Genomic DNA, 26,496 nt, shown 5'->3' with positions numbered 1-26,496 from the left:
TTGCAACATCAGATGCCTGGCAAGATGCCGCTTAGCAAACTGAGGAGATATACCATGGCAAGCGCAGTCAGGCCGGCGATGAAGCCGCCGACAGACCAGGCTTGAATCGTTTGGGGAATCGTGAGACGCCCGAATTTATTAACAACCCAGAAGCCCGAATCGTTCGGCAAGGACAATCCGATTGCCCCTGCGCAGATGGCGAGGCCGAGCAAAATCGGGGAGGCGCCAAGTTCGACGGCCATCGGTCCCAAAATAGAGGAAGTCGTGACGAGCGCGACTGTCGCAGAACCAAGGGAAGCCCGTAGAATTTGAGAAAAAATAAATGCCAGAACGAGTACTGGGATGCTCCAGCCTTGCATCGTGCCAATCAAGTAATCGCCGATGCCGCTTTGGTTAATGACGGCGCCGAATGCTCCACCTGCACCGGTAACTAGAATAATCATCCCGGCCGAGTTGATGGCATCATCGTAGAGATCTTTGTAGGGAACCGAAATGTAAGGACGCAATACAATAAGCGCGACGATCACACTAATAAGCAAGGCGACGTTTTTATCTCCAATGAACCCGAGGATATTGGATAATGTACCTTCCTCCAGCCATAATTGAGTAACGGTATTCAATAGGATCAAAATGATCGGCAAGCCGAGCATGAAAAATGACAAGCCAGTGGAAATTTCTTTCCGCGGTGCAGCGACGGGATCGGCAATCATTTCTTCTTCGGGAGCATCTGCGTCCGTTTTGATTCGCTTGCCGATAAATGTACCGTACAAGTACCCGCCCACCATAGCGGCAGGAATTGCACAAATGATTCCATACAGAATGAAGAGGCCGAGATCTGCCCCAGTGTTTTCCGCAACGACGAGCGGTCCAGGCGTCGGTGCGATCATACTGTGAGAGACGATCAAACCGATACCGAGCGCTGTAACGAACGTGACGATGGAGATGCCGGTTCTTCTGGACAAGCTTCTAACTAATCCGCTCAGAATAACAAAAGCGGCGTCAAAGAAAACGGGAATGGAAACGGCGACCCCCGTCAAGGAGAGTCCTGCCGCCGACCGTTTAATGCCGAACACACGCAACACGGCTTGGGCAATCTTCTCAATTGCACTTGAAACACCTAAAAATTGTCCGAAGATGACGCCGAGACCGATCAGGATTCCAACGCCAGTTAACGTATTCCCAAAGCCTGTTGCGACAGTTTTCGGAATATCAGCAAGCGGGAAGCCGAGTGCCAGGGCTGCTACGAGAGCCACGCTGATTAGTGAAATGAACGGCTCCACTTTTAATTTGAGAATTAAGAAAAACAATGCGGCCAAAGCCAGGAGAAAAATCACAATAAGCATATTGCCTTCAACCATTTCATAACCCCTTTTCTCTTTAAGACTCCAATTCTTGAACGACTTTCTTTAATGTATCCACTTCGCCGACGTTACCCGGGAAGATTATATAAGGGATGCCCGGGAAACGGCTTTCCTGGCCAGTTTGCCAAACAGGAACGCCGGGAGCGACTTGTCCCATTACTTCCGCTTTCTTCACACCTAATCCTTTTGTCCCCACATCGCTTGACGTGATGCCGCCTTTCGCGATTACATAGGATGGGCTCGGATTACAATTGTGGACGAACTGCGTCATCGCATCGGAAATAGAGACGGATAAAGCGAGCTCCTCCTCTTTCCGGCCTTCTCCCAAATCGAGCCGCTGCCTCGTTGTGTAAACACAAACCGTCTGGCCTTCACTGATTTTCTGATTGATGAGTTGCTGAATCCGCGCTTGTTCCACTTCAAACTTAATGCCGTTTTGGACGAGATGGCAATCAAATTCGATGAAATGAATGCCGGCAACATTGCGAAGTTCATTCAGCTGATCGGTCGTCTTCTGCACATGGGAGCCGACGATGATCAAACCGCCGTTGCTCGAGGCTTCTTTAAGCAATTCCCTTTTTGTCAAATAAGGTTTGCTTGAAACGTCGCCAATGACTTTCGTAAAGGAAGCGGCCGTACGGAATAAAAACCGTTTGCCTTTGGCAATGGCCTGCAGGAGAGCAATGGAAAAGGCTTTAACATCATCTTCAGAGACGGCGTTGATGACTACCTTTTGAAAGCTGCTCAGACTGAGTAATTTATCAGCAATCAAATCAATGGAGAGCGAGCGCAATTCCTCCAAGGAAATGGATACAACATTATCAGCCGGATAAGTGCCTTCAGTTTTTTCGGCTATCCATTGTTTCAAATCGCTGCTTTGGAAACCGAACATCCGGTCTTTCGCGAACTCTGTCTCTCCGGCAGGCACGTAGTCGCCGCCTTGCTTAACGTAATGGATATCACCGATTGTCTCCCGGCCGCCTTCTTGAAAGAATGGCAAAATAATCTCTCCGTCGATCGCTTGTCCCATATTGCTTTCCAACGTGTTTCGCAATACTTCCGTTTCAAGTGGGTAGTGGCCGCGCAACGTGGAATCTCCGCGGCTGATCAACAGGAAGGGCATCTCCATTTCTGTAGAAACCTTCGCGATCCGTTCAGCTATATCCGTATGCACTTTTCTTGTCTCATCAGCCGAAAAGGATCTCGAGTTAGTTAATAGAAACACCATTTGGCGTTCATCTTGAAAGACGGCGCGGATCGTTTCTAGCGACCAGTCCGTAAAGACTGGAATACCATGCACGGTCTGGACACCCGTTGGATCATCGTCGAGCACAATGATTTTGTGGGTGAAAGAAGAACGTTCCTCCTTCCATAACTTTTCAAGTTCCTCGCCATGTGATGGGAGCTGCTGGACCTGTTCCGTTATATTCCCCACGATTACTTCCCGCCTTTCGGCACTTCGAAGTTCGCCAGCTTCTCGTAATACTGAATGACGCCCGAATGGTCATCTGTCGCTTTGCCATCCACTTTAAGCGCATGGAACATTTCGAGAACACTTGACGTGAGCGGCATCGGCACGCCAATGTCATGGCCTGCGTTCACGACATTCGTTAAATCTTTCATATTAATATCAATCCGTCCGCCCGGTGCAAAATTGCGTTCCAAGATCAGTGGAATTTTGGCATCGAGTACCGCGCTGCCAGCAAGTCCGCCACGGATCGCTTGGTACATTTTTTCAATATCAACACCAGCTTTGGCAGCAAGCACAACCGCTTCGGACATGGCGGCCATCGTGACGTTCACTAGGATTTGATTCGCCAGCTTCGTCGTAGACCCGCTTCCGCTTCCGCCGACATTCGTTACATCGGTTCCCATCGCTTCTAACACTGGCCGACTTTTTGCAAGTGCCTCTTCGTCACCGCCCACCATAATGGATAGAGTGCCGTCCTCTGCTTTCGGTTGGCCTCCACTTACAGGCGCATCGAGGAAGGAAGCGCCATATGCTTTCAATTTATCTGCGCAGGCAACCGAGTCGACAGGGGATACCGAGCTCATATCAATAACAATAGAGCCTGCCTGCAAGCCTTCCGAGACCCCTTCAGGACCAAATAATACGTGTTCTACAATTTTTGCATTCGGCAGCATCGTAATAATGAAATCGCTTCCATTTGCTGCCTCTCTTGGCGTTTTTGCCTCATGTGCACCCTCTATAACAACGGCCTTTCGTGCTTCTTCATTCACGTCAAATGCGCGAACTTCGAAGCCGGCCTTCAGCAAATTGAGGACCATCGGACGGCCCATGATTCCTAAACCAATAAAACCAACTTTCATGGGAAAGCCTCCTTCGTATCTATCGAATTGCAATTTGAGTATACAACAATAATTCTGACTTGTATACAATATGATTATACTTGCATACAATAACCTATTCTTGTCCATCATCCTGTATACTATGGGTAAGAACAGGGGGTGCGACATGGAACAGCATGCGGGAACCGCACAGTTGCTGGCGTACGAAACGATTCGGGAGCAAATTGTCACGGGTTCGTATCCCGGCGGCATGAAGCTGGTGGAGGAACGATTAGCCGAGGAGATTGGAGTAAGCCGAACTCCGATTCGTGAAGCCATCCGCCGCCTGGAGCAGGAAGGGTTGATCAAGCGAAAAAAGGTGATCAAACCGACAGAGCAGGACATGCGCCACATTTTCCAAATGAGGATGCTTATTGAAAGCCATGCCGCCAAAATGGCTGCGACGTACATGCTTGTAGAAGACATTGAGAAGCTGAAAGACTCCATCGAACAGGCGAAAACCGGAACACATGATGAAATTGTGAAAGCGAATAAACGATTCCATGACTTGATTGTCAAAGAAAGCCGCAACCCGATCATGATTGAAACCGTTGATAAGATGCAATCCATCATCTACTTATTCAGTAGAGCCGTCGTTTTCCACAAACGCCCTTTTCTGCTCGAGGAGCATGAACAAATTTGTGAGGCCATCCGCAATCGGGAAATCGAAGAAGCCGGGCGGTTAATGGAGAAGCATTTGGAAGCAGATTTGGAGTTCACTTTAAATATCGTCAAATAGGCTCGGTTTGATTCATTTTTAGGGAAAGCCAAAAAGTCGCTAAGTCGCTTTGATTGACAAACTTACATTCACTTTTCTGAATTTGTGCGTAGGACTTTAAATTTCCTGCAAAAGGGTTTATGATGTGGGAATGAATTTGGACAACCGGTGCATAGTTGTACCGGATGACACTCTATTTCATTAGCAAATGAGGGAGAGATGAAATGGTTTTCGAAGGCAATAATAAAATCCGGAGAAGAATCTATCAGGCACTCGAAGGATTAACAGATGAAGAATTTAACGGCAAACCATCTGGCGGCGGCTGGTCCCCTAAACAGATTCTGGAGCATCTGACGTTGATGGAAACTTATATAGCAACAAAGATAATGAAGGAAATGAAAAACCCGGATAGCCTCCGTACTTCTAAAAAGATCATCCTTTTGGCGAGCGACCGGGTCGTAAACGTGAACCTGCCGGAGCAAACACAACCGACGGAGCAATATAAAACAATTGCAGATTTGAAGGAAGAGCTTCATAATTCTAGAATCTATCTGCTAGACGTATATGACGCCAGTTGCAAAGATGCGTTGCGCGACAAATCTTTTGCCCATCCAAACTACGGGCATATCCCGCTCATCCAATGGTTTCCGTTCATCGGACTTTACGAAAAATGCCATTTGAAGCGTCTCCGGAAGACAATTGACGAATTGAAAATGGAGAACCGTCCTTTCGAGCCAGTCGGCGGACGGAACGACTGATCCCAATGCGAATGAGGCATTGGGATTTTTTTTATGGGAATTAACTGTGCCACATGGCAAAAACAAAAATCGTCCAGAAGAAAGTCGCAATCGCAACCGGAAGAATGATTACTAGCAAAAGCGCATCTTGAGAAGTAGAGCCCTTTTTTAAGTGCTTGACGATGACTAAAATAATCGCTGTTAGTGAAAAGAGAACAGCGAGCGCAGCTCCGGCGTTAAACCATAAGAAAGAATGACCGGTCCAATAAAACATGTCTTGGAAGAAATAACCGAAGAGTGCGCCAATCATGGCAAATAGTAAGGCAATCCATAAGGTGAATTTCATGTAAGAACCTCCTATGCTTTTCTATTTTACTAGAACGTAACATGAATTAGGATGTTCCCAGAAGAGTTGATTAGATTGTTCTTTTTTGAATTGTAGCGAAGCGGTGATCAATTCAATTTAGGCGGTGATAGAAGGGGATTACCCGGTGATAGAAATGATTTAGGCGGTGATAGACGGGGATTACCCGGTGGTAGAAATGATTTAGGCGGTGATAGAACGGGGATTACCCGGTGGTAGAAATGATTTAGGCGGTGATTGGAGGGTTTTACCCGGTGATAGAACGAGTTCACACGGCGGAGCCTTATCCTGCCTTTACTCAATGAACACCAGCTCCCTTCCAATAAAAAATCCCCATGCGTGATGCATGGGGATGGCTATCAATGAATATATACGTCGCTCACCAGGTAGTCCTGAATTACGTTGGTTGGTATTTCGAATGTTACAATTCCCATATAGCCGGGGGCCACTTCGTATTTATCGAAGGAGATAATGAGCTTCCCTCCGTCGCTAATATAGAAGGATTGATCGGGTTTAATTGTTGTGAAGCCGTCTGCGTATTCATCGTCTGCCGTAAAGTAGGAGATGTTGTCATCTACTGCCATCTGCCGTTTCATTTCACCTGCAATATAGTTGTTAATTGCTTCGATATATTGATCGTTTTTGAAGAGGCTCGGCAAGGTGATCAAGATATTGTCCACCTTATCCACTGTGTCATATTGCATGACGGTGGAGGAAGAACCGACGGTGTTGACTTCATAGCGAGCGATGGATAGAATGCGGTCATTGTCCGTTTTGACTTCATAGCCGACATCCATTCCCATATGGCCGCCTCCCGCTTTCTCCAGTTCGGCGATGTCTTTTTGGAACTGCTCGTATAATGCTTTGTTTTCTTTCAAATATTTTTCATTCAAGGCCGCTTCCAAGTCCTTGTCACCGAGTCCTGTAATGCCCGGTGTGGATACGTCTGCATCATAAGTTTTTTCGTTGAATGAAATTTGCTGGACGGTTAACACTTCAACAAGTGATCCGAGAACAGGCACTTTCGCCATGGCCTTAGCCAAATCAGGGCTGACATTGATGCTTCCGACGAAAAGGGCGGCCGCCGCAGCTGTACCAATCAACCAGTTCCGCATGACTGGCCGTTTTGCTTTTTCCTGTTTTGCTTCACGGATGGATCGCTTGACTACACCCGCCAGCTCTTCTGGAATGTCCACAGACTCGTATTCCTTTTTTAATTCATCAAATTTACTCATATGTTGTACTCCTCTCCCATTTCCACTCGTAACTTCCGCAAAGCCGCATATAACCGGGTTTTCACTGTGTTTACATTGTCTCCCGTGATAGCGGCGATTTCATCGATTTTCAGGTCCTCAAAAAAGCGTAAGATGATGATGGTCTTATGCACGGCTGGCAATTCATCAATTGCATCCCGCAAATCGAGATCGGCCTTGCCATCTGTGGAGGCAGGAAGGTGTGTCCCCAGGATTTCGTCATCCATGACAGAAATTCGCCCGTTTTTACGGAGGAAATCAATGGCTGTATTCACGACAATTCGATAAAACCAGGTCTTCAGAAATTTCACTTCCTCTAGCCGGTCCACTGAGCGGAGAGCTTTCAAGATCGATTCCTGCACGATATCCAGTGCATTGTCCTTGTTTTTTACATAACTATAAGCAAGTCGGTAGTGTGCTTGCTGGTGTTCCACAATAAAATCCTCTACCAATTTGAACTTTTCATCTTTTGTCATGACAAATCAAATCACCTTCTATAGAAATAACGCCAGCGCGCTTGCGTCTCAATAAGTTGGACGGAGTGGGAAGGGAAATAGTTTGGAGTTAGTAAATCGTAATTAGTAAATCATTAATGTATGGCTCATGGTATAATTTTCTTACAATTAGCTCGGGGAAGAATGGAAACGTGAGATTCGCTCTATTTCTTGCCATGTGTAACTGACTTTATTATAGACGTTTAGCATGCAAATGCAGAAATGGGATATGGCGAAGTGAACACGATTGCCCTTCCATCTGATACTAGAGAAAGAGCAAATGAACTTATGAAATAGGAGATGAGCAAAAGATGAAGGATTTAAAGTTGGACAATCAGCCATTTGTCGCCTCGTGGAGCGGCGGAAAGGATTCGGCACTTGCTTTTTATCGAGCAGTCGAGGCAGGGGGCGAACCGAAACGGATGTGGACGATGTTTGAAACGGATGAGGAGCGTTCCAAATCACATGCGTTGCCATTTGCGGTCGTGCGGGCGCAAGCGGAGAGCATTGGGGTGCCATTCATGACACGGGGCGCTGACTGGAATGGCTACGAAGCACAATTTCTCGATGCGATGAAAGAATGTGTCGACGATGGCGTTTCGACAGGTGTCTTCGGTGACATTGATCTGGAGGACCATCTGAAGTGGGTGCAGCAGACGTGCGCCAAGGTCGGAATGGAGGCTGTACATCCGTTATGGATGGAGCCGCGCAGGGCATTGCTCGAAGAATTCGTTCAAGCCGGATTTGAAGCATATATTGTGGTAGTGAATACAAAAATGATGCCTGCAGAATTCATAGGCCGAGAATTTACACTTGAACTGATGGATGAACTGGAGGCACTCGGCATTGATGCTTGTGGGGAGTCAGGTGAATTTCATACCGTTGTCGTCGATGGGCCGATCTTTAGCAAGCGGGTGCCAATTATGTTTAAACAGCAACATGAACGGGACGGCTATGTATTTCTGGAAGTGCAGCTGGAAGCATAACGATAGGAAGGTGGAGGGGGAATGGACGTCAAACAAGCGCTGGGGGAAGCGTTTCGGCTTTTTGACGAAGGCAAACTAGAGGAGAGTGAATCGATTTACCGGCAATGTCTGGAGCAGGCGGAAAACAGAGAGGACGAACAGAGTGCGTTGCATGGACTTGGCTTTGCCCTTGCGATGAAGGAAGAGTGGGCTGAGGCACTGGCATGCTATGAGAAACTGCATAGTTGGGCAGTGGAAGAAGGCAATATTTCAGATGAAGCAATTGCACTTCATCAAATCGGCATGGTGCATCGAATGCGAGGCGCATATGATCTTGCCAAAGAGGCATTTACTCAAGAGCTTGCGCAGCGCAACGCAAAATTGGCTGAGAATCACGTTGGCTTTTCCGCTGTCGCTTATGAGCTGGGTCTCCTCGCACTGACTGAAAAACGGATCCAGGAAGCGTTCCGCTATTTTGAGGAAGCCTTGCAGGAAGGCGAGCTTGCCGGTTGTAGCATTTGTATCGGCTGTGCTCATCGAGGGCTTGGCCAAACTTATAACGAAACAGGGGAATTGGAGCAATCGCGCAGTCATTTCATCCGGAGCGCTGAAGCGTTTGAAAAGGGTGGAGATGCACAGGCCACCGCCGAGGCAAGGAGTATGGCAGAGTGAAGCGGGTCCTGTTCCTTTGTTTATTGGTGCTTATACTGCACACAGTTGGCGCATGTCAAGGATCGGGATATTCCACAATTCAACTGGAAACCGTGCAGGCAGACGAAACAATGGAAGCCACTGACGTCATTCCTTTTCGAATAGAAGGAAAGCTACCGGAAGGCGAAACGTATGTTTTCACGATAGAATATTACAGAGATGGGCAAAGCCTAGGGGACTCATTATTGACATTTGGGGATTTGAAAGCGAAAACAGATATATGGTTCGGTTTAACAAGTGACAGCGAGCAAGATCGTTTGACGTTTTCCTTCCAGAAACAGAATGAAGCCACCTCTATAACAATTGACGGGACTACCAAATACGGTGCTATCGGAACGATGCTCAAGGGCAAGTTCGATATTCCGCTTGAGGAATCTGTTTATATCGCATATTGGCTCGGATCAGACGATGGGACATTTCATTATTCCTCTCCAAATGAAGAAGGATATGCTTCATTACTAAAAAACAAGCAATGTTATCTCGTGAAGGTGGAACGCCAAAAGTGGTCCAATATGAACCGGGAGTGAGGCAGTGAAAAAACTACAGTTATCTGTCTTAATGAGTTTGACGCTGATGCTAAGTGGCTGCGCTGTGGGTGGAAAGATGTACATTAAGGCGAGCATGTTGGATGATGAAACGGACAATGCGATGAAAAAGAATAATGTACAGCTCTCACTTTACGGGAACTTAGAGGAGAAGGAAGAGCTGGTATTCACAGTCGAGCAATATGACGAAGGAAACGAGATGAATGATCCGATAATCCTTCCGTTGGCAGGGAATCTGAGGGACTACCGAAAGATGAGCTTTATCGTGGAGAATGACATCTTTGAGGAACAGCAAACGATTGTACTGGGACCAGCAGATGAAATGGAATTGGTGATCCTAGATGGGCTGTATAACAGTTATGGAGGGGATACACTCCATAATGGAAAAAAACAGCTTCACCTGGATAAGCCGATCTATCTAGCTTTCTGGGCCGGCTCACAAGATGGCCGGATCTTCGTTGTGCCGAAGCGGGCTCCTGGCGTAGAGCCACTAAAGGAGAACGGTCGACTCTTTCTGTTGAAAGTTGAACGGAAGAAGAAGGCTGACTAGCGTGGCGAGCGACCAAGCGCCCGTCTGCTTGAAAGCCTTTTTTTATTTTCATATAATGAACTTCTTGGTTTTTATTAACTAGTTTATATACCCACTGCAAGAGACTGTGAAACATTAAAAAGGAAGTCAGGGGAGAGAATGAGAAGACCAGCTCGGCAGATTCAAGATTTAGTGGAACAAACGATTCGAGATGTGGAAATGGAGGTCGCGGTAAAGCAGGAAGCGACAGGGGTCAATATGATGTATGATTTTATCAAACATGAAATCCTGATCGATATGGAACGCATACGAAAGGCGTATGGGGAGATTCTTGAATCGATGCCTTTCGAAACGTATATCCGCACATTGACGATCCATGAACTCGGCCATGGAATGGACCGGGATGCCTTGCTTGCCTCGTTGGACCGCGCTGTGGAAATTATTAAAGCGAAGAAACAGGCTTGTGCCGAAAAACGAGATCGAGATTTGCCGTTCATGGAGATGCTGATTGAAGAGCATGAGCGGGATATCGTCTTTGAAGAGACGGCTTGGGCGAATGCAGAACTGTTGAACCGTTACTATGAAATTATTGATTGGCAGGATTTCTTGAAGGTGAAGGAGCATAGTATGGCATCCTACCAGACGTCCTACGAAAAGGATTTGGCCGTCTATCAAGAAAGGAAAGTTACGCAGGATTCATTGGCTATTATTTAATTATTATTCCCAAAAGACCGTCTGCCGGCTAACCGGCGACGGTCTTTTGGGTCAGGTAGAACTAGGGCGGGAAGCCTCATCCTTTTTCATTCTTTTAAAATGAATCCAAGAAGAGAGTACGGTGATGATGATGCCTGCCGAATGCATTTTAATAAGAAATGAATATTGCTCAATTACCGCTAAAACTGTACCGATAATGAAAAAGAGCAACATCCCTAGCATGGCGTAAAATAATCGTCTCTCCAACTGCTTCATTCCTTATCTGAACTATTTCTGTTTACAATTCCTCTACATTCGTCAAGAAAATCCGTTCTTCGAAACCGCCACGCTTCTCTGCTTTTTGCGCACGGATCTTTTCCAGCTCCTCAAATGTAATTTCATGAAAAGAAGCCGCTGCGTGAATAAGCTCGAGTAAATCTGCCAATTCCTCGATGGCATCCTCGGCATTTTCGGCAGCTTCGTATTCGGCCAGTTCTTCGTGCATTTTCTTGTTCAGTTCCGTTATGTACTCCTCTTCACCGAGGATGCGGGTATGACATGCTTGGCCGGCATCCTGAATGATTTTTGGAATGAAATCTCGAACAAGTTTATTGTATGTCGGCATAATACCACTCCTATTCCATTAGGCTATTGCCTACATTCGACAAAGGGAATGTATGCTCCTTCACCAATCGCAATGTATTAGGGAACTCTATTTAATTGAATACTTAACAGTACTGTAGCAGGTCAACTTGTGCCGGCAAGTTATCATCAGAAGACCTCAAGACAGGAACCCATACTCCTTTAATTCCTTTTCAAGAAACGGTTTGGCGTGAAGCATGTCGCGGAAAGCTTCATACCGGCCAACGTCTGCGCTTGTCGGTGTCTTGCGGGTCCGATAGGCACGGATCAGGATATTCTTAGGCGTATGTGCCAAATCAATGAATTCGAGCAACTGGGCATCGTAACCGACTAGGTTGAGTAGTTCAGCCCGAATCGAATCGGTTGCAAGTGCGGAAAAACGTTCTTTAATCAATCCATGCTGGAGCATGACGTCCAGTTCAGGAGCGGCCACTTGTGAAAAGAGTTCATGCTGGCAGCACGGAACGCTTAAAATGACTTCGGCTCCCCATTTCACTGCACGGGCAAGGGCCATATCCGTTGCGACATCGCACGCATGCAACGTGACGACCATGTCAACCGCTGTTTCTTCGTTGTAATCATTAATATCCCCGACGAGGAACTCCAGCTGTTTGTAATCGAGGTCCTGGGCGATACGGTTGCATTCTTCAATGACTTCCTTTTTTAGATCGAGTCCCGTGACGCGGATGTCGAGCCCTTTTTCGATATGCAAATAATGATACAGGGCGAAAGTGAGATAGGACTTCCCGGAGCCGAAATCTAGAATCCGTACCGTTCGGTCCTTTGGCAAGTGCTCGAGCGCATCGTCAATAAATTCAATAAAGCGATTGATTTGGCGGAATTTATCATACTTCTGCTTTTTCACTTTGCCTTCTGCTGTCTGTACGCCTAACCGGATCAGGAACGGATAAGGAGTGAATTCATCCAATAAGTAATTTTTCTTTCGGTTATGGGACAGATCCGCCACCTTGCGTTCCGTTGTTTTTTCTGATTTCCAAGAGACCTTGAATTTTTTGGATAGCTGAATATGTACATTCTCCTCAGTAAATTCGGCTTGCATTTGCTTGAATTGCTCCATCAGCTGTTGAAGTGCAGTACGAATATCGGCAATTTTTACGTTTTCATGCTTGAGGATCCGTTCATAGTGATATTCGAATTGGATATGCAGTTCGTTTTTTATTTCAACTGGCTTGAGCTTTACTTTAGCCAAGCCTTCCGATTTATGGCGAGGCTGGCTGGCGGTTGCCCGAATCAGTTGGCCGTTTGACAGCCGTTCCGCCAGTTCGTTGATCAATTGTTCAAATTCCATTGAGGTTGACTCCTTTATGGTCAAATTCTGTATCCACAGAATAGCAAAAGGGGCCAGCAATTGCTAACCCCTTGCATGCTTATTAATAAGATGTAATGTGGTCAAAAGGAATTTCCTTCGCATTACGGTAGAGCTGGATGGTGTCATAGTCACGATTTGTAGTTAATTTGAAAATATAGCGTTTCACCATTTCTGTCTCATCTTCTTCACTGCTCTTTATGTGAATTTTGAGGGTAGTCCCCTCTTCATTAACCGACAGGGTGACCGGACTATACGCATAAACGACAACATAGTGCCCTTTCTGTTGATCGGTAAGCATTTGAACGCTTTCAGAGGTGGCTGGTTGAATTGATTCCAGCACTTTGGGGTCAGCCTTTTCAGGTTGTACTTCTTGTATCGATAATTCTTTGGTGCATGCGGATACAAGTAGCATAATGCCAAACAGCATCGCCAAAGCTTTCCTCATTTCATCTCAAATCCGCGCTTCTTCAAAAACTCCCTCATATATGTCCGTTTCGGTTCGTGGAGGAACTCTGCCATCTGCTGGCTCCAAGCCGTGTCCTTTTGGTTGGAACCCCGGTGCAAGTAATAGTCGTGCATCGTTTGGTCATAAGCTGGCAGGAGATCATCATATTTGGAAGCATCGTAGCTGTTTTCATGGATGATGGCTTCCACCGGCAGTCTTGGTTTTACTTCATTCGCTTCGTCGGGTACGCCGATAGACATGGCGAACATGGGAGCGACACCTTTTGGCAGGCCGAGCAGCTCGCTGATTTCTTCGGGTGCATTCCGAACACCGCCAATGTAGCAGATGCCATATCCTTTTGATTCAGCGGCAATGGCGACGTTTTGGGCGAAGAGGGCGACATCGATAGAACCAACAAGCAGATTTTCAGCAAACGAGTAATTAATTGTCTTGCCGTGAATTGCTGCGGCTTTTTCTAAGCGTGCATAGTCGGCACAAAAGATGAGGATGGCGCCGGCTGATAAAAATTGCCGTTTGTTCTTTGAAAGCTCCGCCAGTTTCTCGCGCTTGGCCGTGTCTGTCACATGGATAACAGAGTAGGCTTGAACAAAATGGGAGCTTGCAGCATGCTGTCCTGCGTGGATCAAATCACGAACTTCTTCGGCAGACAGTTGTACGTCTTTGTATTTTCTTACAGATGCATGTGATGTGAGTAGTTCCATAACCATATTTATCCCTCCAAATACATTTATTTTTGTGAAATCAGGGTATGTATATGACATTACCATATGTTTTGAAAAGGGGTGTGTCTTGTGAACTGGTTGGAAGGAATTTCGATGACAACAACGATACTTGTATTGGTGCTTGTCGTCGTACCAATCTCCATAGCTATTTTTATTTTTTTCTATGACAAGCGTCAGAAGCAGCATGCGATTTTACGGAATTACCCGATTTTGGGGAGGCTCCGTTACACGACGGAAAAAGCGGGCCCTGAACTACGGCAATATTTATTTGAAGGTGATAATGAAGGAAAGCCGTTCAGCCGTACGGAGTACTTGCATATGGTGCTGCCGGGGAAATACTTAAGCGGCATCATCGGTTTTGGATCCAAGCGTGATTTTGAAGGGGCGGGCTTTTATATCCGCAATGCAATGTTTACGAAGCAGAATGAAGAGATGCGGGTGGACAATGAAGATCTGGTTACAACGATGCGATACCATATTGACGAGGAAGGGCTTCTCTCCAGACATGAACATCGGGAAGAGGTGCCTGCTTTGCCATGGTTATTGCCGGAAGAGGATGCGATTGTCATCGGGCCGGATTGCCGGCATCCTTTTCATGTCCGCAGTCTGCTCGGCCAGTCGGCGATGAGTTATGGCGCCCTCGGACAAAATGCCATCACCGCCCTGTCAAAAGGGATTGGGATGGCGAAAGAAGCATGGATGAATACGGGAGAGGGGGGGCTCTCACCGTATCATCTTGCGGGGGATGCTCATATTATTGCCCAAATTGGTTCCGGTTTATTCGGCTTCCGGACAGAAGATGGAGAATTTAGTTGGGAACGGCTGACTGAAAAGGCAGAACTCCCGCAAGTGAAAGCTTTTGAAATTAAAATGGCACAAGGCGCCAAGATGCGAGGCGGCCATGTGGAAGGGGAGAAGGTAACAGATGAGATTGCGAAAATCCGCAATGTCACTCCTTATACGACTATCAACAGTCCAAACCGTTTCAAACAATTCTCGGATTATCCGACGTTGTTTGATTTCATTGAAAAGGTCCGAGACCACACGGGCAAGCCGGTTGGCATAAAAATTGTGATTGGCGGCAAGCAGGATGCAGAAGACCTCGCCTCTTTCATGGAGGAAACGGGGAAAGGTCCCGACTTCATTTCACTGGACGGAGCGGAAGGTGGTTCAGGGGCCACTTATCAGGATCTGGCAGACAGTGTCGGTTTGCCACTTCGTTCGTCACTCATCTTGCTGGATGATGCCCTTCGGAAATATGAAGTTCGGGATCGGGTGAAAGTGATCGCCTCCGGCAAAATCACGACGCCTGACAAAGCAGCAATTGCCCTGGCTATGGGTGCGGATTTAGTACAGGTAGCCCGCGGATTCATGATTTCAGTCGGCTGCATTATGGCCCAGCGCTGCCATACGAATGATTGCCCGGCCGGCGTTGCGACGACAGATGCGAAATTGCAGAAGGGCTTGGTTGTCGAAGAGAAAAAATTCCGTGTGACCAATTATATTTTGACGATGCGTGAAGGTTTATTTCGAATTGCGGCAGCAGCCGGTCTTGATTCTCCGACAAAACTCGAGCGCCATCATATCGTATACAAAGATGAACGGGGCCGAGTGTACCCGGTTGAATAATGTAAGCCATTCCGCCTATTTGGCGGAATGGCTTTTTGATTATGAAGACTCAGAATCTTTTGTTTCGTTTGTCTAAACTTTATGATAATATTAAAAGAAGGGGAGAAATATTTAGGGAAGGGAGCATGACGATGTCTTTAGTGAAACAAACTGTTGGGCAAATCATAAGAGAACGCGCTAAGATGCATCCTGAACAGGAAGCCTATGTCTATCCCGAACTGAATATCCGGCGGAATTACGCTCAATTCGACACAGAGACAGACGAATTGGCAAAGGCGTTTATCGGCATGGGCATCCAAAAAGGAGAGCATGTCGCCATTTGGTCGGATAATAAGAGAGAATGGCTGCTGAGCCAGTTTGCAACTGGCAAAATGGGCGCGGTGTTAGTCACAGTGAATACGAACTATCAAGCTGCAGAACTGGAGTATTTATTAAAACAGTCGGATGCAACGACATTAATTTTAGATGAGGGCTTTAAGGGAACGAGTTATATCGACATTATTCGAACGATCTGCCCTGAGCTGCTCGATAGCCGGAATGGCAGGATCCACAGTGCCAAGCTTCCGAAGCTGAAACGGGTCATTCTGATGACAGATCGGGCAGAGCCGGGCATTTACAAATGGTCTGAGTTTTTAGCACATGCAGCCGGTATATCAGACGATGAATTAGAATCGAGATTCAACACGTTGGATCCGCAGGATGTGATTAATATTCAGTATACCTCCGGGACAACCGGGTTCCCGAAGGGCGTCATGCTGACTCATTATAATGTGGTGAATAACGGCAAACTAATCGGTGACTATATGAACTTGTCCGAGGCAGACCGGATGTGCATTCCTGTACCGTTCTTCCACTGTTTCGGCTGTGTGCTCGGCACCATGGCTGCTGTTACTCATGGCACAACTATGGTTATTGTGGAGCAATTTGATCCGTTGGCTGTGCTGGAGGCAGTTCAGGATGAAAGATGTACCGCTCTGCATGGAGTTCCTACGATGTTCATCGCGGAGCTCAACCATCCGGACTTCAAAAAGTACGATACCTCTTCACTCCGTACAGGAATCATGGCTGGCTCGACTTGTCCAATTGAAGTCATGAAGCAAGTAATCCATGATATGGGCGCGAGTGAAATTACAATCTGTTATGGCCAGACGGAATCGTCGCCGGTCATCACACAAACGAAGACGGATGATCCGATTGAAAAGCGTGTGTCAACAGTTGGTAAACCGCATCCTCATGTCGAGGTGAAAATCATCGACCCGCTCACAGGGGAAGAAGTGCCGATTGGGACTCCTGGAGAACTGTGCACACGGGGTTATCATGTGATGAAAGGCTACTATAACAACGAGGAAGCAACGCATGACGCCATCGATTCGGAAGGCTGGCTGCACACAGGAGATATTGCAGTCATGGATCAAGAAGGTTATATCGATATTACCGGAAGGATTAAAGACGTTATCATCCGCGGAGGGGAGAATATTTATCCGCGTGAGGTGGAGGAATTCTTGTATCAGCACCCTGCCATCTCAGATGTGCAAATCGTTGGTGTGCCCGATCCGAAATACGGGGAAGAGCTGATGGCCTGGATTATTCCGAAAGAAGGGGCCAAACTGGATGAAGCGTCCGTTCGGGAATTTTGTAAAGGCAATATCTCATATCATAAAATACCCAAATACATCATGTTTACGAAGGAATATCCGATGACGGCTTCGGGTAAAATCCAAAAGTTCAAGTTGCGGGAGATGGCAGTGGAAGAGGCGCTTATGCGCCAATAAACAGCCGAGAATGATGAAGGACAGCAAAATAAAGAAGAGGCAAAGTCATTCGACTGCCTCTTCTTTATTTGTAAAGCGTATCTTGAAGAGAGCCATCTGCATGGTAAACCGCTAAGATGCCATCTTTGTCATTCACATAGGGCTTTGCCTTCTCAAGCAGATCCTCTTTCACAGCTTCCTTATAAATTGCACGGTCTCCGCCCTTTTCCACCAGAATCCAGTCTTCTTTTTCTGGCTTCACCTCATATGTGGTCCGGCTGTTGTCATCTCCATGCACATAATCCCGTGCCTTTGAAATAGCGATCGCAATGGCACGGCCTTCGTCGTACTTCTCTTCTAGCAAGGCATTTGCGATTTCAATTGCTTTATGGCGTACCTCTTTATCCAAATTCTTAAATGATGCGGGGTAATCTTGCTCGTCCCATGGCATATACATCGCCTCCTTTACGAGCCAATTCCCGATACACTCTTTCTGTAAACCTATTTGCGCTCCGTAGCCTTTTGCCATTCGGAAAATGGTTCAAGTGCATTTTCGCATGCTACTTGGATAAAGGGGACAAGCCGTTGTTCACCAGGTAATTGTTGGTCGGTAAAATAGCGTTCCAGCGGGTTTGGAAAACCGGCTTCCTCAGACGCTTCTTGTTTGTCGCATGCATAATAGATGCGACCGACAGTCGACCAATACGCTGCTCCTAAGCACATAGGGCAGGGCTCGCCGCTCGTATACAGGACGCAATCCGACAAATCAATCGATTGCTGTGCTTCGCATGCTTCGCGAATTGCCGACATTTCTGCGTGAGCGGATGGGTCATGCAGGACATGTACCTGATTAGTCCCTTTGCCGATGATCTTGCCGTTCCGCACTACGATAGCGGCAAAAGGGCCGCCTCCCTTCTTTACATTTTCCACTGCCATTTCAATAGTCTTGGATAACCAATCCTCGTGTGTCAATATAAAAACCTCCTGTCGAATAGTCAGCATTTCCCGGGAAATACTACGGAATAATAAATATTTTGTCATCCATACTATTCGGGACAGAGCAGAAAATTCCTGCTTTCTTTTTGTGTTGACAATGATATGATAAATTAAATAAGAAAGGGGAGATTCTATGTCAAATGATGTATATCAACTCATCGCCATTATTTTGTACATGGCGGCGATGCTGTTTATCGGCTGGTATTCATTCAGACGGACAGCAAATTTGACGGATTACATGCTAGGCGGCCGCTCTCTAGGTCCAGCTGTTACAGCATTGAGTGCGGGAGCTGCCGATATGTCCGGCTGGTTGCTCATGGGATTGCCTGGTGCTATTTATCTGCACGGACTTGGTGAAGCTTGGATCGCGGTAGGGTTGACAATCGGTGCCTACTTGAACTGGCTATTGGTTGCACCTCGACTTCGTGCGTATACACAAGTTTCCAATGATTCCATTACAATCCCCAGTTACTTGGAGAATCGCCTAAAGGACAAATCCAGATTATTGCGGATTGCATCCGGTATTATCATTTTAGTTTTCTTCACATTTTATGTTTCATCCGGAATGGTTGCTGGCGGTAAATTTTTCTTGAGTTCTTTCGGACTTAATTACCATGCCGGACTGTTGATTGTTTCCGCTGTTGTTATCGCTTATACCCTGTTTGGAGGATTTTTAGCAGTAAGTTATACTGATTTTGTACAAGGTCTTATCATGTTCTTAGCGTTACTGCTTGTACCGATTGTAGGCGTTTTCATTACAGGAGGCATACCGGAGACAACGGCAACAATCCGGGAAGTGAATCCTGACTTGCTGAGCCTTGTCAAAGGGGTCACGGTCGTCGGAGTTATTTCTTCCGTTGCATGGGGTCTCGGCTATTTCGGACAGCCGCATATAATCGTGCGTTTCATGGCCATCAAATCCGTTAAGGAAACGAAGAGCGCCCGACGTATCGGTATTGGCTGGATGATTCTTAGCTTGTTCGGAGCGATTGCAACTGCTTTAGTTGGAATTGCCTACTATCATCAAAATGCGAATGTGGAATTGGTCGATGCAGAAACAGTTTTCATTTCCCTCGGTCAAATCATTTTCCATCCTTTCATTGCAGGAATCATGTTAGCTGCGGTTCTTGCAGCTGTTATGAGTACGATATCATCTCAATTGATCGTAACCTCTTCCGCTTTGATTGAAGACTTATACAAGGCAGTTATTAAAACGGACGCTTCAGACAAACAGTATGTCTTCCTTGGTCGAATGGCAGTCCTAGTCGTATCACTTATCGCGATGGCGCTTGCTTGGCCGAATAAAGAATCCATCTTGAAGCTCGTTTCATTTGCATGGGCTGGTTTTGGTGGGGCGTTCGGTCCGATCATTATCCTATCGTTGTACTGGCGTAAAATTACTGCAGCCGGCGCATTATGGGGTATGGTTGCAGGAGCGATTACGGTGGGCGTGTGGGGCAACATTAAAGCATTGTCAGATATGCTATATGAAATTGTTCCAGGCTTTGCAATCTGTCTGATCGTTACAGTGGTCGTCAGTTTGCTCACGTATCGTCCTAACAAGGAAATCAATAAGGAATTCTCAGAGGCATTGGATTTGCTTGAGAAGGAAAGATAAGTAAAAAGACCGTCCAAAGTGACGGTCTTTTTTTGTGCAATTTCTTTCATGGAGTATGACTACTTGGTATGATACGAGTATGGAAGTTTATGAGAGAAGGTGCATGCGTGAAATACTTGAAAATTGGTGCCGTGGTACTGGTGATTGTTCTGTTGCCCTGGTTCATTTGGCAAGTCCAATCTGATAAAAAAATAAAGTTTGCAGTTTGGGAACCATCCGGGGAAGAAGCATCTGTTCAAGGGATATCGTGGCTCTTGCGTTATATGAAGATTTCCGGACAGGAACGGGTAAAGGATGCAGCGGATTTTGAGGAGGCGGACGTTATTTATGTGCCTTCTACAACTGACCAAGCTATGCCGCTTGACGTGGATATGTTAAATGGAATCAGGACAGCAATGAGTAAACGAAATGCTACAGTCGTCTTTGAATTCGATTCGCTGTCGTCTGGTATAGATTCTAATAGTCAATCGGCTGCCTCCGAGTTGGTCGGCATTCGCCAGACGGGTTGGAATGGCCGCTATATGAAGGATTTATCCAAAAGCAATGAGGATTTGCCTGATTGGTCCGTCGGCGGTTACGAAAAGACATCCGGCCAATTATGGTCATTTACGGGGCCAGGCTACTTGTTTGTGAATGAAAACACAGAAGAAGTCGTTGTGTTTTCAGAGGACAAAGGGGATATAGAAAGTGCAGGAAACATCCTGCGTTTTACCGAAAAAGGGAAAACGGTTTTTGGTATTACGGAAAGCCCTATCTACGAAGGGTGGTTCGACGTGGTGGAAACAATCGGGGATGAGGGGGAGACCATGGCGGAGTTTTCGCTAGGTCTTACTCCGAAAGGAAAAGAACAGGCAATAGCAGCCGGGCTTCCTGCAAGCTTCCCGGCAATTGTGCAAAGAAGAGGAAATTATTATTTGTCAGGTGAGTTCAGTACAGTGGAAGAGGTTCCGTCCATTTATCAATATGCTGGATATGCAAAAATGCACCAATGGATTTCCAGCTTTGATTCTTCGTCAGATCGTTCATTTTTCTGGCGGACATATGTGCCGGTCATGCAAGCGATCCTGAAAGGCCACTTGGATAAGGAGGCTCCAAAAAAGAAAGAGAATAAAGCGCTTGAGAAGACTGCATCTGGCTTAACCTATTCTTCCCGGATTGAAGAAGGCAAGTTTGAAGTGTTTCAAAATGGAATTTGGAAGCCAATGACGGTGAAAGGAGTCAACATCGGCATGGGACGGCCGGGTTCATTTCCAGGAGAGGCAGCTATCACGAAAGAGGAATATAGCAGATGGTTCAAGCAAATCGGAGAAATGAATGCCAATACGATCCGGGTGTACACTTTGCATCCGCCTGCCTTCTATGATGCGTTGCTGGAGTACAACGAATCTCATGAACAAAAGCTCTATGTCCTGCATGGGGTTTGGGCGGACGAAGCACCTCTGGAGGAGACGCTGGATGCATACACGCCTGAGATTGTCCAAACGTTTGAGGAAGAGATGAAACGGATTGCCGATGTCATTCATGGGAATGCAACTGTGAAGCCCCTTCCAGGTCATGCATCCGGTGTCTACGGATCCGATGTATCAGAATATGTCTCTGGATGGGTCATCGGGATTGAGTGGTATCCCCATATGGTCGCCAATATGAAAGAGGTGTACGCCGAACGTCCTCAGTACGAAGGAAAGCATATTCGCACGAATGCGGGAGAAGGGTTTGAGCTTTGGCTCGCGGAACGAATGGACGATTTGTTATCCTACGAGGCAGATACGTACGGCTGGACCCGGCCGATCAGCTATACGAATTGGGTGACAACGGATCACCTGGAACAGCCGGCCGAGCCGAGCGAACAGGAAGATATGGCCAGCATTCATCCTGACCATATCGAATTTATCCGGGAGGAACAGGAGGCAGGGATGTTCGCTTCCTATCACGTATATCCCTATTATCCGGATTTCTTGAATTTGGAGAAAAAGTATACTGAGTTTATTGATCATCGTGGTGAAAAGAACAACTATGCAGGCTATTTGAACGATTTACATCAATCAACTAAAACGCCGATTTTAATTGCTGAATTTGGGATGCCGGCTTCCCGTGGGATGACACATGAGAATGTGAATGGCTGGAACCAAGGCTTTCATTCCGAAAAGGAGCAGGGACAAATTTTAAGCAGGCTCTATGAAGATATCGTTCAGGAGGGATTGATGGGCGGTCTCGTTTTTACATGGCAGGATGAATGGTTTAAACGTACATGGAACACGATGGATCTGGATGATCCAGACAGGCGTCCGTTCTGGTCGAATGTCCAAACGAATGAACAGAACTTCGGCTTGCTTAGCTTTAATACGCTATCGATCCGTGTGGATGGGGAGACAGACGATTGGAAGGGGATTGCTCCTGCCTTTGAATCATCTGAAGACAAAATCGAGAAAATGTATGTCCATCATGATGAAGCCTATCTTTATTTACGAGCGGATTTGAAAAAAGGTGCGGGCCGCTGGCTGGAGGATACCGAGGCTCATTTTCTATTGGATACTGCTCCGGAACAGGGAAGCCGTTCATCCAATCAGTTGCCCGGTGTGGAGCTGGCGGAACCGACAGCTGATTTCCATATCAGCTTGACGTCCAAATATGACAGCAAGGCATTTGTGCAAGCAGCGTATGATCCTTTCTATTACATGTATGGCGTCGAGCTGAATATGTTGAAAAAGGATGGTCCATTACCGAAACAAGGAGATGGGATGTTTCATCCGATCCGCTTCGCCTTGAATAAAGAAACGACACGTCCGGACACGGGAGAAGTCATGCCGTTTTCTTATTACGAGACAGGGAAGCTGCAGTTTGGCAATGGAAATTCGGATTCCGCATCGTACAATTCCCTGACTGACTTTGCGGTTTCAGAGGACGGTAGAGTATTGGAAGTCCGGTTGCCATGGCTTCTACTGAACTTTAAAGATCCGAGCCAGCGGGAAGTAATGGGGAATTTATACGGCGGGGACGGCCTAGCCAGTAGCCGGAGCATTGACGATATCGGTGTATATTTGGCTGCCGTGAATGAAAAGGAGAAACTGCTTCAACTAGCGCCTGACGCAAAAGATGGCTACCGGTATACGTGGGACACTTGGGAAGAACCACCACATACAGAACGCCTGAAGCAATCCTACACGATCTTGCAACAGCTTTTTAAATCGATCGAATAAAAGGAAACCCCGTCGTTGTGTGACGGGGTTTCCTTTGTGCTATTTTTTCATGATAACCAATTAGCCTTCATTTGATGAAATGCCTTTACGTTCCATGTTCCCCCACTCTGCCTTTTTCTTGAACGTATTCAGCAGCCCTTCGATTCGCCATAGAACGAGCAGCGGGCGATACCAAAGTGATTCGGTCAGAGCCCAGACGAACAAAACAATCAGGTGCCGGACTTTCGGGTATTTATGCAAAGTCAGTTCCTCCAGCAGAACTGCGAGAGAGGATATGAACGAGCCATAAAGGAGGGAAACGGCAAAGATTGTCCCTACAATTACGGGATTCAGAATATCAAAAAAGACACCGATAATAATAATCAGGAATCCAATCAGTTCCACAACAGAGCCGAGCAATTCGACAAATAGGAAATAAGGGAAGGTCACCAACCCCACAGCACCATAGGCTGGATTGAACAACATTTTCTTGTGAGCCAGCAATGTTTCGGCAAGCCCTCGCTGCCAGCGCACACGTTGTTTTCGCAATACGCTGAATGTGTCCGGCGCTTCTGTCCAGCAGACGGGATCCGGGATATACTCAATCCGTTTCTTCAGTTTGTTTTCGATATTCACCCGATGAAGCCGGACGATCAGTTCCATGTCTTCCCCGATTAGGCCTTCTGTATAGCCGCCGGCCTGGATGACAGCGCCTTTATTGAACAATCCGAATGCTCCTGAGACGATCAGCAGCTGATTGAATCGGCTGAAACCGAGGCGTCCAATCAAAAATGCACGCAAATATTCTATGATTTGCATAATGACGATTGGCTTATGTGGCAAATCTATCTTTTCAACTTGGCTGCGCGAAATGGTAATGCCGTTCGCGATACGGACGGAACCGCCTACTGCAATGACTTCCTCTTCCGAATCGATAATCGGTTTCATTGTTTTCATTAGCGCGTCCTGCTCTAAAATGGAATCGCCGTCGATCGCGCAAAAATACGGATAGACGGAGGCGTTGATTCCGCAATTAAGGGCATCTGCTTTCCCGCCATTTTCTTTTGAAATCACTTTCACTGTAGGATAAGCCGCCGATTGGTAAACGCCTTTGATGGGTTTTGAGGGAAGTGTGAGCCTTGTTGCATGATTCACTTGTCTCATCTGGAAAACGCTGATTAGCTTGGTCAATGTCTGGTCTTTGGAGCCGTCGTCAATGACGACAATTTCATATTCCGGGTAATCCAAAGTCAATAGTGATCGAACAGTAGAAATGACGCCTACTTCCTCATTGTAGGCAGGCACGAGGATGGACACCGGGTAGGTCCGATCCTTCAACGAAAGATCATCTAAAATGGACCGTTTCTCCAGTTTGCCTTCCCGCATTACTTTCCGCATGGAGGACAGGAAAAGAAATAGATAGCTGAGTGCTGTCCCTGCCATGAAAATAATGACAAAAGCCGATAAACTGCTGAGTGCGATAAAGAGTGCATTATGCATACGCATTCGACCTGCTTTCCGTACTGAGCCATTGACTTGCCATGTCACGGGCGAAGGAATCCGGATGGTTCTTCACGTAGTACGCCAATTTCTCAGCCCCCTCTACTTCCAGAATTGTTTCTGCGGCAGCATACCTGACCCACCATTCGGAATCGCCGAGTATTCGGCCGAGCTCTTCCGAAAACTCGTGTATGTCAAGTTTCCGGACAGTTTGAGCGACCAACATCCGCTCTTGCCAATGGGTCGAAAAGAAAAACGGGCGTAACAGCTCCGGTGCTTGCATATAGTACAGGTTGCCAATTGTTTTTAACGCTTGAATACGAACTTCAGTGAGATCACTTGCCAATGCCGATTCCACCTGAGCGATCTGCTCCTGTGCTTCTCGGTCACCGATCCGTTGCAAATAGGCGCATTGATAGGATGGATTGTCGGTCTCCTCATAAAAGGCGAGCAACTGTAAGTCGGCTTCTGCGGGAAAGCGCAATAAGACATCCCGGTAAAATTTCTGCGAATGCTGACTTCCTGAATAGACAGCGGGCAGTATGGAGGTATCGCCAAGAGAAGCAAGTGTGCGGGCCATCTGTTTTTTCTCTTCATTCCACAAGGGCATCTTCTGAAACTTGGTTTGCAAGAGAGGGGCAAGCCCTTTCATTTGGAACGATTGGACATAATACAGCACATTCATGCGGACAGGCCATGAGGGGTCTTCCAATGCACGTTCATAAGGTTTTTGCAAAGCAGCGAAAGCGGTTGAACGTACTTTCTCTTGAATGGCTTCGTCACGCGTGGAAGACATAATATCGCTAGCCAATCGTTGTGCAACCCGATAATCAGTTTTCAGTTTAGCGACGTCCAATGCTGACTCACCATATAAATACGAGACGAATTCTGGAAGCAATTCGGCATAGCGTTGCTGTTCCTTCCGTTCCTTTCGATTTCGTAGCACTTTGCGCCAAATCAGTATGGCGAGAAGGATGACTTGCAGGGCTGCTAAAATGCTGATGGTCCAACCAATAATCGAAAAGTCTACATTCATTTGAATAACCTCGTCATAAGCCGCCGGACGCGGAGCGCCACTTCTTTGGGCCGGAACGGCTTGGTGATGTAGTCATCTGCACCGGCTTCTAATGCATGCTCCATGTCCAATGAACCCGATCGGGACGTCAACATGAAAATAAGAATGTTTTTATTTGAATAGGCAGATCGGATATGGGATAGTACTTCAAACCCGGTCATCTTTGGCATGATGCCATCCAAGATGATGGCGTAATAATGTTTTGGATCATACCAATCGGCGGCAACGAAGTCTGCGCCATTCTTAAATGTGATAATCTTTACCTCGCTATCTTCTATTTGTAAGGTGGAAAATTGTTGCTTCATTATTTCTAATGCAATCGGATCATCGTCGATTAGAATAATTTCTACTGTCCGGGAAGATAGAGGTTGCGCTAGGTTATCATCAGAATGTTTGCGTGAAGATAAGAGTTGGTCCACTTTTCGTTTAAAAGCGATTCTTGTTTGCAAAAGATGGTGAAATGCTTGCTGATCCAAAGGACGGACTACGAAATCGAAAGCTCCTTGTTCGAATAATTTCTCCTTGCCAAAGTCCGACGGCGGATCTCCGATAATGAGCAATGGGATCAGGCGTTTCAATGCTTGGTCAGCCAGCTCGTTAATTTCTGAAAGCAATGTCATAGCAGCTGTAGATGGAAGAGAAAGTAAAATGACGGATGGATGCAGGACATCGAGGCGGTCCAGGCCATCTTTGATTGACTTTACCGTTGCGCCAGGGAGCTGCTCCGAGTCCATAAATTCTGATAACCACTCGGTTTCCGATAACGAACCACTGATATGAAGAACAAAGGGAGTATCCATGCAAACACCTTCCTTTCAATAAAAATTAAATATATTGTATGAGTACCCTTATTTAATTAACACATGCAATGC

The 26,496-nt window shown here is 46.6% G+C and carries 27 protein-coding genes; 11 read left to right on the top strand and 16 right to left on the bottom strand.

Annotated elements, in window-relative coordinates:
* Positions 1-8: 8 nt before the first annotated feature.
* Genes NCCP2222_RS04415 through garR form a run of 3 tightly spaced genes read right to left on the bottom strand, consistent with a single transcriptional unit; the run spans position 9 to position 3,692 of the window.
* Positions 9-1,358, bottom strand: a complete 1,350-nt coding sequence (locus NCCP2222_RS04415; protein ID WP_248509970.1) for a GntP family permease — start codon at positions 1,356-1,358, stop codon at positions 9-11.
* A gap of 19 nt (positions 1,359-1,377) precedes the next feature.
* On the bottom strand, positions 1,378-2,796 hold the full coding sequence (locus NCCP2222_RS04410) for a four-carbon acid sugar kinase family protein (protein WP_248509968.1): 1,419 nt from the start codon (positions 2,794-2,796) through the stop codon (positions 1,378-1,380).
* A gap of 2 nt (positions 2,797-2,798) precedes the next feature.
* Complete coding sequence (gene garR, locus NCCP2222_RS04405; protein ID WP_248509966.1) at positions 2,799-3,692, bottom strand: 2-hydroxy-3-oxopropionate reductase; 894 nt, start codon at positions 3,690-3,692, stop codon at positions 2,799-2,801.
* Positions 3,693-3,837: 145 nt separating this feature from the next.
* Between garR and NCCP2222_RS04400 the strand changes: the two genes are divergently transcribed.
* Positions 3,838-4,449, top strand: a complete 612-nt coding sequence (locus tag NCCP2222_RS04400) for a GntR family transcriptional regulator (protein ID WP_248509964.1) — start codon at positions 3,838-3,840, stop codon at positions 4,447-4,449.
* Between the two features lie 203 nt (positions 4,450-4,652).
* Positions 4,653-5,186 carry a DinB family protein gene (locus tag NCCP2222_RS04395; protein WP_248509962.1) on the top strand — a complete coding sequence of 178 codons (534 nt, stop codon included), beginning with the start codon at positions 4,653-4,655 and terminating at the stop codon, positions 5,184-5,186.
* A gap of 40 nt (positions 5,187-5,226) precedes the next feature.
* Here the strand turns inward: NCCP2222_RS04395 and NCCP2222_RS04390 are convergent, their stop codons facing one another.
* The 3 genes from NCCP2222_RS04390 to NCCP2222_RS04380 form a co-directional block, all read right to left on the bottom strand.
* Positions 5,227-5,511 (bottom strand): hypothetical protein, encoded by a 285-nt coding sequence (locus tag NCCP2222_RS04390; protein ID WP_248509961.1) that lies wholly within the window; start codon positions 5,509-5,511, stop codon positions 5,227-5,229.
* Between the two features lie 377 nt (positions 5,512-5,888).
* The gene (gene rsiV, locus NCCP2222_RS04385) at positions 5,889-6,764 is read right to left on the bottom strand and encodes an anti-sigma-V factor RsiV (RefSeq protein WP_248509960.1); all 876 of its coding nucleotides are present in this window, start codon (positions 6,762-6,764) and stop codon (positions 5,889-5,891) included.
* On the bottom strand, positions 6,761-7,258 hold the full coding sequence (locus NCCP2222_RS04380; RefSeq protein WP_248509959.1) for an RNA polymerase sigma factor SigV: 498 nt from the start codon (positions 7,256-7,258) through the stop codon (positions 6,761-6,763). The genes rsiV and NCCP2222_RS04380 overlap by 4 nt, the downstream gene beginning before the upstream one ends.
* A gap of 329 nt (positions 7,259-7,587) precedes the next feature.
* Here NCCP2222_RS04380 and NCCP2222_RS04375 point away from each other — a divergent pair, with 329 nt between their 5' ends.
* From NCCP2222_RS04375 to NCCP2222_RS04355, 5 genes are all read left to right on the top strand, one after another.
* On the top strand, positions 7,588-8,262 hold the full coding sequence (locus NCCP2222_RS04375) for a Dph6-related ATP pyrophosphatase (RefSeq protein ID WP_248509958.1): 675 nt from the start codon (positions 7,588-7,590) through the stop codon (positions 8,260-8,262).
* Positions 8,263-8,283: 21 nt separating this feature from the next.
* The gene (locus tag NCCP2222_RS04370; protein ID WP_248509957.1) at positions 8,284-8,913 is read left to right on the top strand and encodes a tetratricopeptide repeat protein; all 630 of its coding nucleotides are present in this window, start codon (positions 8,284-8,286) and stop codon (positions 8,911-8,913) included.
* Positions 8,910-9,479, top strand: a complete 570-nt coding sequence (locus NCCP2222_RS04365; protein ID WP_248509953.1) for a hypothetical protein — start codon at positions 8,910-8,912, stop codon at positions 9,477-9,479. Before NCCP2222_RS04370 ends, NCCP2222_RS04365 begins: the two co-directional genes overlap by 4 nt.
* A 4-nt stretch (positions 9,480-9,483) precedes the next feature.
* Positions 9,484-10,047 carry a hypothetical protein gene (locus NCCP2222_RS04360; protein WP_248509952.1) on the top strand — a complete coding sequence of 188 codons (564 nt, stop codon included), beginning with the start codon at positions 9,484-9,486 and terminating at the stop codon, positions 10,045-10,047.
* Positions 10,048-10,185: 138 nt separating this feature from the next.
* On the top strand, positions 10,186-10,740 hold the full coding sequence (locus tag NCCP2222_RS04355; protein WP_248509951.1) for an integrase: 555 nt from the start codon (positions 10,186-10,188) through the stop codon (positions 10,738-10,740).
* 51 nt (positions 10,741-10,791) lie between these two features.
* Here NCCP2222_RS04355 and NCCP2222_RS04350 read toward each other — a convergent pair whose 3' ends face one another.
* The 5 genes from NCCP2222_RS04350 to nfsA all read right to left on the bottom strand — a co-directional run bounded on the left by NCCP2222_RS04350 (position 10,792) and on the right by nfsA (position 13,864).
* Positions 10,792-10,986, bottom strand: a complete 195-nt coding sequence (locus NCCP2222_RS04350) for a hypothetical protein (protein ID WP_248509950.1) — start codon at positions 10,984-10,986, stop codon at positions 10,792-10,794.
* A gap of 31 nt (positions 10,987-11,017) precedes the next feature.
* A complete protein-coding gene (locus tag NCCP2222_RS04345; protein ID WP_248509949.1) occupies positions 11,018-11,344 on the bottom strand; it encodes a nucleoside triphosphate pyrophosphohydrolase in 327 nt (108 codons plus the stop codon).
* Between the two features lie 156 nt (positions 11,345-11,500).
* Positions 11,501-12,670 (bottom strand): class I SAM-dependent methyltransferase, encoded by a 1,170-nt coding sequence (locus tag NCCP2222_RS04340; RefSeq protein WP_248509948.1) that lies wholly within the window; start codon positions 12,668-12,670, stop codon positions 11,501-11,503.
* Positions 12,671-12,752: 82 nt separating this feature from the next.
* Entirely contained in the window at positions 12,753-13,124 is a 372-nt protein-coding gene (locus NCCP2222_RS04335) for a hypothetical protein (RefSeq protein WP_248509947.1), read from the bottom strand.
* Positions 13,125-13,132: 8 nt separating this feature from the next.
* Positions 13,133-13,864 carry an oxygen-insensitive NADPH nitroreductase gene (gene nfsA / locus NCCP2222_RS04330; protein ID WP_248509946.1) on the bottom strand — a complete coding sequence of 244 codons (732 nt, stop codon included), beginning with the start codon at positions 13,862-13,864 and terminating at the stop codon, positions 13,133-13,135.
* Positions 13,865-13,972: 108 nt separating this feature from the next.
* On the opposite strand from nfsA, the gene NCCP2222_RS04325 reads away from it, so the two are divergent.
* Both NCCP2222_RS04325 and NCCP2222_RS04320 read left to right on the top strand, forming a co-directional pair.
* Positions 13,973-15,508 (top strand): FMN-binding glutamate synthase family protein, encoded by a 1,536-nt coding sequence (locus NCCP2222_RS04325; RefSeq protein ID WP_248510837.1) that lies wholly within the window; start codon positions 13,973-13,975, stop codon positions 15,506-15,508.
* Between the two features lie 131 nt (positions 15,509-15,639).
* Positions 15,640-17,280, top strand: a complete 1,641-nt coding sequence (locus NCCP2222_RS04320) for an AMP-binding protein (protein WP_248509944.1) — start codon at positions 15,640-15,642, stop codon at positions 17,278-17,280.
* A 64-nt stretch (positions 17,281-17,344) separates the two neighbouring features.
* On the opposite strand, the gene NCCP2222_RS04315 is transcribed toward NCCP2222_RS04320, so the two are convergent.
* Positions 17,345-17,710 (bottom strand): DUF2188 domain-containing protein, encoded by a 366-nt coding sequence (locus NCCP2222_RS04315; protein ID WP_248509942.1) that lies wholly within the window; start codon positions 17,708-17,710, stop codon positions 17,345-17,347.
* A gap of 50 nt (positions 17,711-17,760) precedes the next feature.
* A complete protein-coding gene (locus tag NCCP2222_RS04310) occupies positions 17,761-18,231 on the bottom strand; it encodes a nucleoside deaminase (RefSeq protein WP_248509940.1) in 471 nt (156 codons plus the stop codon).
* Between the two features lie 157 nt (positions 18,232-18,388).
* Between NCCP2222_RS04310 and putP the strand changes: the two genes are divergently transcribed.
* Positions 18,389-19,873 carry a sodium/proline symporter PutP gene (gene putP / locus NCCP2222_RS04305; RefSeq protein WP_248509938.1) on the top strand — a complete coding sequence of 495 codons (1,485 nt, stop codon included), beginning with the start codon at positions 18,389-18,391 and terminating at the stop codon, positions 19,871-19,873.
* Between the two features lie 107 nt (positions 19,874-19,980).
* Positions 19,981-23,070: a hypothetical protein gene (locus tag NCCP2222_RS04300; RefSeq protein WP_248509936.1), complete on the top strand. Its 3,090-nt coding sequence runs from the start codon at positions 19,981-19,983 to the stop codon at positions 23,068-23,070.
* 60 nt (positions 23,071-23,130) lie between these two features.
* Here the strand turns inward: NCCP2222_RS04300 and NCCP2222_RS04295 are convergent, their stop codons facing one another.
* From NCCP2222_RS04295 to NCCP2222_RS04285, 3 genes are read right to left on the bottom strand one after another with little or no spacing between them, the layout of a single operon-like run.
* Positions 23,131-24,549 carry a glycosyltransferase family 2 protein gene (locus NCCP2222_RS04295; protein ID WP_248510835.1) on the bottom strand — a complete coding sequence of 473 codons (1,419 nt, stop codon included), beginning with the start codon at positions 24,547-24,549 and terminating at the stop codon, positions 23,131-23,133.
* Entirely contained in the window at positions 24,542-25,585 is a 1,044-nt protein-coding gene (locus tag NCCP2222_RS04290) for a HEAT repeat domain-containing protein (protein ID WP_248509935.1), read from the bottom strand. The genes NCCP2222_RS04295 and NCCP2222_RS04290 overlap by 8 nt, the downstream gene beginning before the upstream one ends.
* Positions 25,582-26,424: a response regulator gene (locus NCCP2222_RS04285; protein ID WP_248509934.1), complete on the bottom strand. Its 843-nt coding sequence runs from the start codon at positions 26,422-26,424 to the stop codon at positions 25,582-25,584. The genes NCCP2222_RS04290 and NCCP2222_RS04285 overlap by 4 nt, the downstream gene beginning before the upstream one ends.
* Positions 26,425-26,496: the final 72 nt, after the last annotated feature.

The sequence above is a fragment of the Sporosarcina sp. NCCP-2222 genome, assembly GCF_023168145.1.
Lineage (GTDB): Bacteria > Bacillota > Bacilli > Bacillales_A > Planococcaceae > Sporosarcina.
This window is presented reverse-complemented; position numbering and strand designations above follow the sequence as displayed.

Excerpts from the sequence above, each read along its gene's own strand:
- putP (WP_248509938.1), top strand. The coding sequence starts at position 18,389 with ATGTCAAATGATGTATATCAACTCATCGCCATTATTTTGTACATGGCG.
- NCCP2222_RS04375 (WP_248509958.1), top strand. The coding sequence starts at position 7,588 with ATGAAGGATTTAAAGTTGGACAATCAGCCATTTGTCGCCTCGTGGAGC.
- rsiV (WP_248509960.1), bottom strand. The coding sequence starts at position 6,764 with ATGAGTAAATTTGATGAATTAAAAAAGGAATACGAGTCTGTGGACATT.
- NCCP2222_RS04355 (WP_248509951.1), top strand. The coding sequence starts at position 10,186 with ATGAGAAGACCAGCTCGGCAGATTCAAGATTTAGTGGAACAAACGATT.
- NCCP2222_RS04345 (WP_248509949.1), bottom strand. The coding sequence starts at position 11,344 with ATGCCGACATACAATAAACTTGTTCGAGATTTCATTCCAAAAATCATT.
- NCCP2222_RS04400 (WP_248509964.1), top strand. The coding sequence starts at position 3,838 with ATGGAACAGCATGCGGGAACCGCACAGTTGCTGGCGTACGAAACGATT.
- NCCP2222_RS04415 (WP_248509970.1), bottom strand. The coding sequence starts at position 1,358 with ATGGTTGAAGGCAATATGCTTATTGTGATTTTTCTCCTGGCTTTGGCC.
- NCCP2222_RS04315 (WP_248509942.1), bottom strand. The coding sequence starts at position 17,710 with ATGCCATGGGACGAGCAAGATTACCCCGCATCATTTAAGAATTTGGAT.
- NCCP2222_RS04395 (WP_248509962.1), top strand. The coding sequence starts at position 4,653 with ATGGTTTTCGAAGGCAATAATAAAATCCGGAGAAGAATCTATCAGGCA.
- garR (WP_248509966.1), bottom strand. The coding sequence starts at position 3,692 with ATGAAAGTTGGTTTTATTGGTTTAGGAATCATGGGCCGTCCGATGGTC.
- nfsA (WP_248509946.1), bottom strand. The coding sequence starts at position 13,864 with ATGGTTATGGAACTACTCACATCACATGCATCTGTAAGAAAATACAAA.
- NCCP2222_RS04340 (WP_248509948.1), bottom strand. The coding sequence starts at position 12,670 with ATGGAATTTGAACAATTGATCAACGAACTGGCGGAACGGCTGTCAAAC.
- NCCP2222_RS04295 (WP_248510835.1), bottom strand. The coding sequence starts at position 24,549 with ATGCATAATGCACTCTTTATCGCACTCAGCAGTTTATCGGCTTTTGTC.
- NCCP2222_RS04325 (WP_248510837.1), top strand. The coding sequence starts at position 13,973 with ATGACAACAACGATACTTGTATTGGTGCTTGTCGTCGTACCAATCTCC.
- NCCP2222_RS04380 (WP_248509959.1), bottom strand. The coding sequence starts at position 7,258 with ATGACAAAAGATGAAAAGTTCAAATTGGTAGAGGATTTTATTGTGGAA.
- NCCP2222_RS04320 (WP_248509944.1), top strand. The coding sequence starts at position 15,640 with ATGTCTTTAGTGAAACAAACTGTTGGGCAAATCATAAGAGAACGCGCT.
- NCCP2222_RS04285 (WP_248509934.1), bottom strand. The coding sequence starts at position 26,424 with ATGGATACTCCCTTTGTTCTTCATATCAGTGGTTCGTTATCGGAAACC.
- NCCP2222_RS04290 (WP_248509935.1), bottom strand. The coding sequence starts at position 25,585 with ATGAATGTAGACTTTTCGATTATTGGTTGGACCATCAGCATTTTAGCA.
- NCCP2222_RS04390 (WP_248509961.1), bottom strand. The coding sequence starts at position 5,511 with ATGAAATTCACCTTATGGATTGCCTTACTATTTGCCATGATTGGCGCA.
- NCCP2222_RS04370 (WP_248509957.1), top strand. The coding sequence starts at position 8,284 with ATGGACGTCAAACAAGCGCTGGGGGAAGCGTTTCGGCTTTTTGACGAA.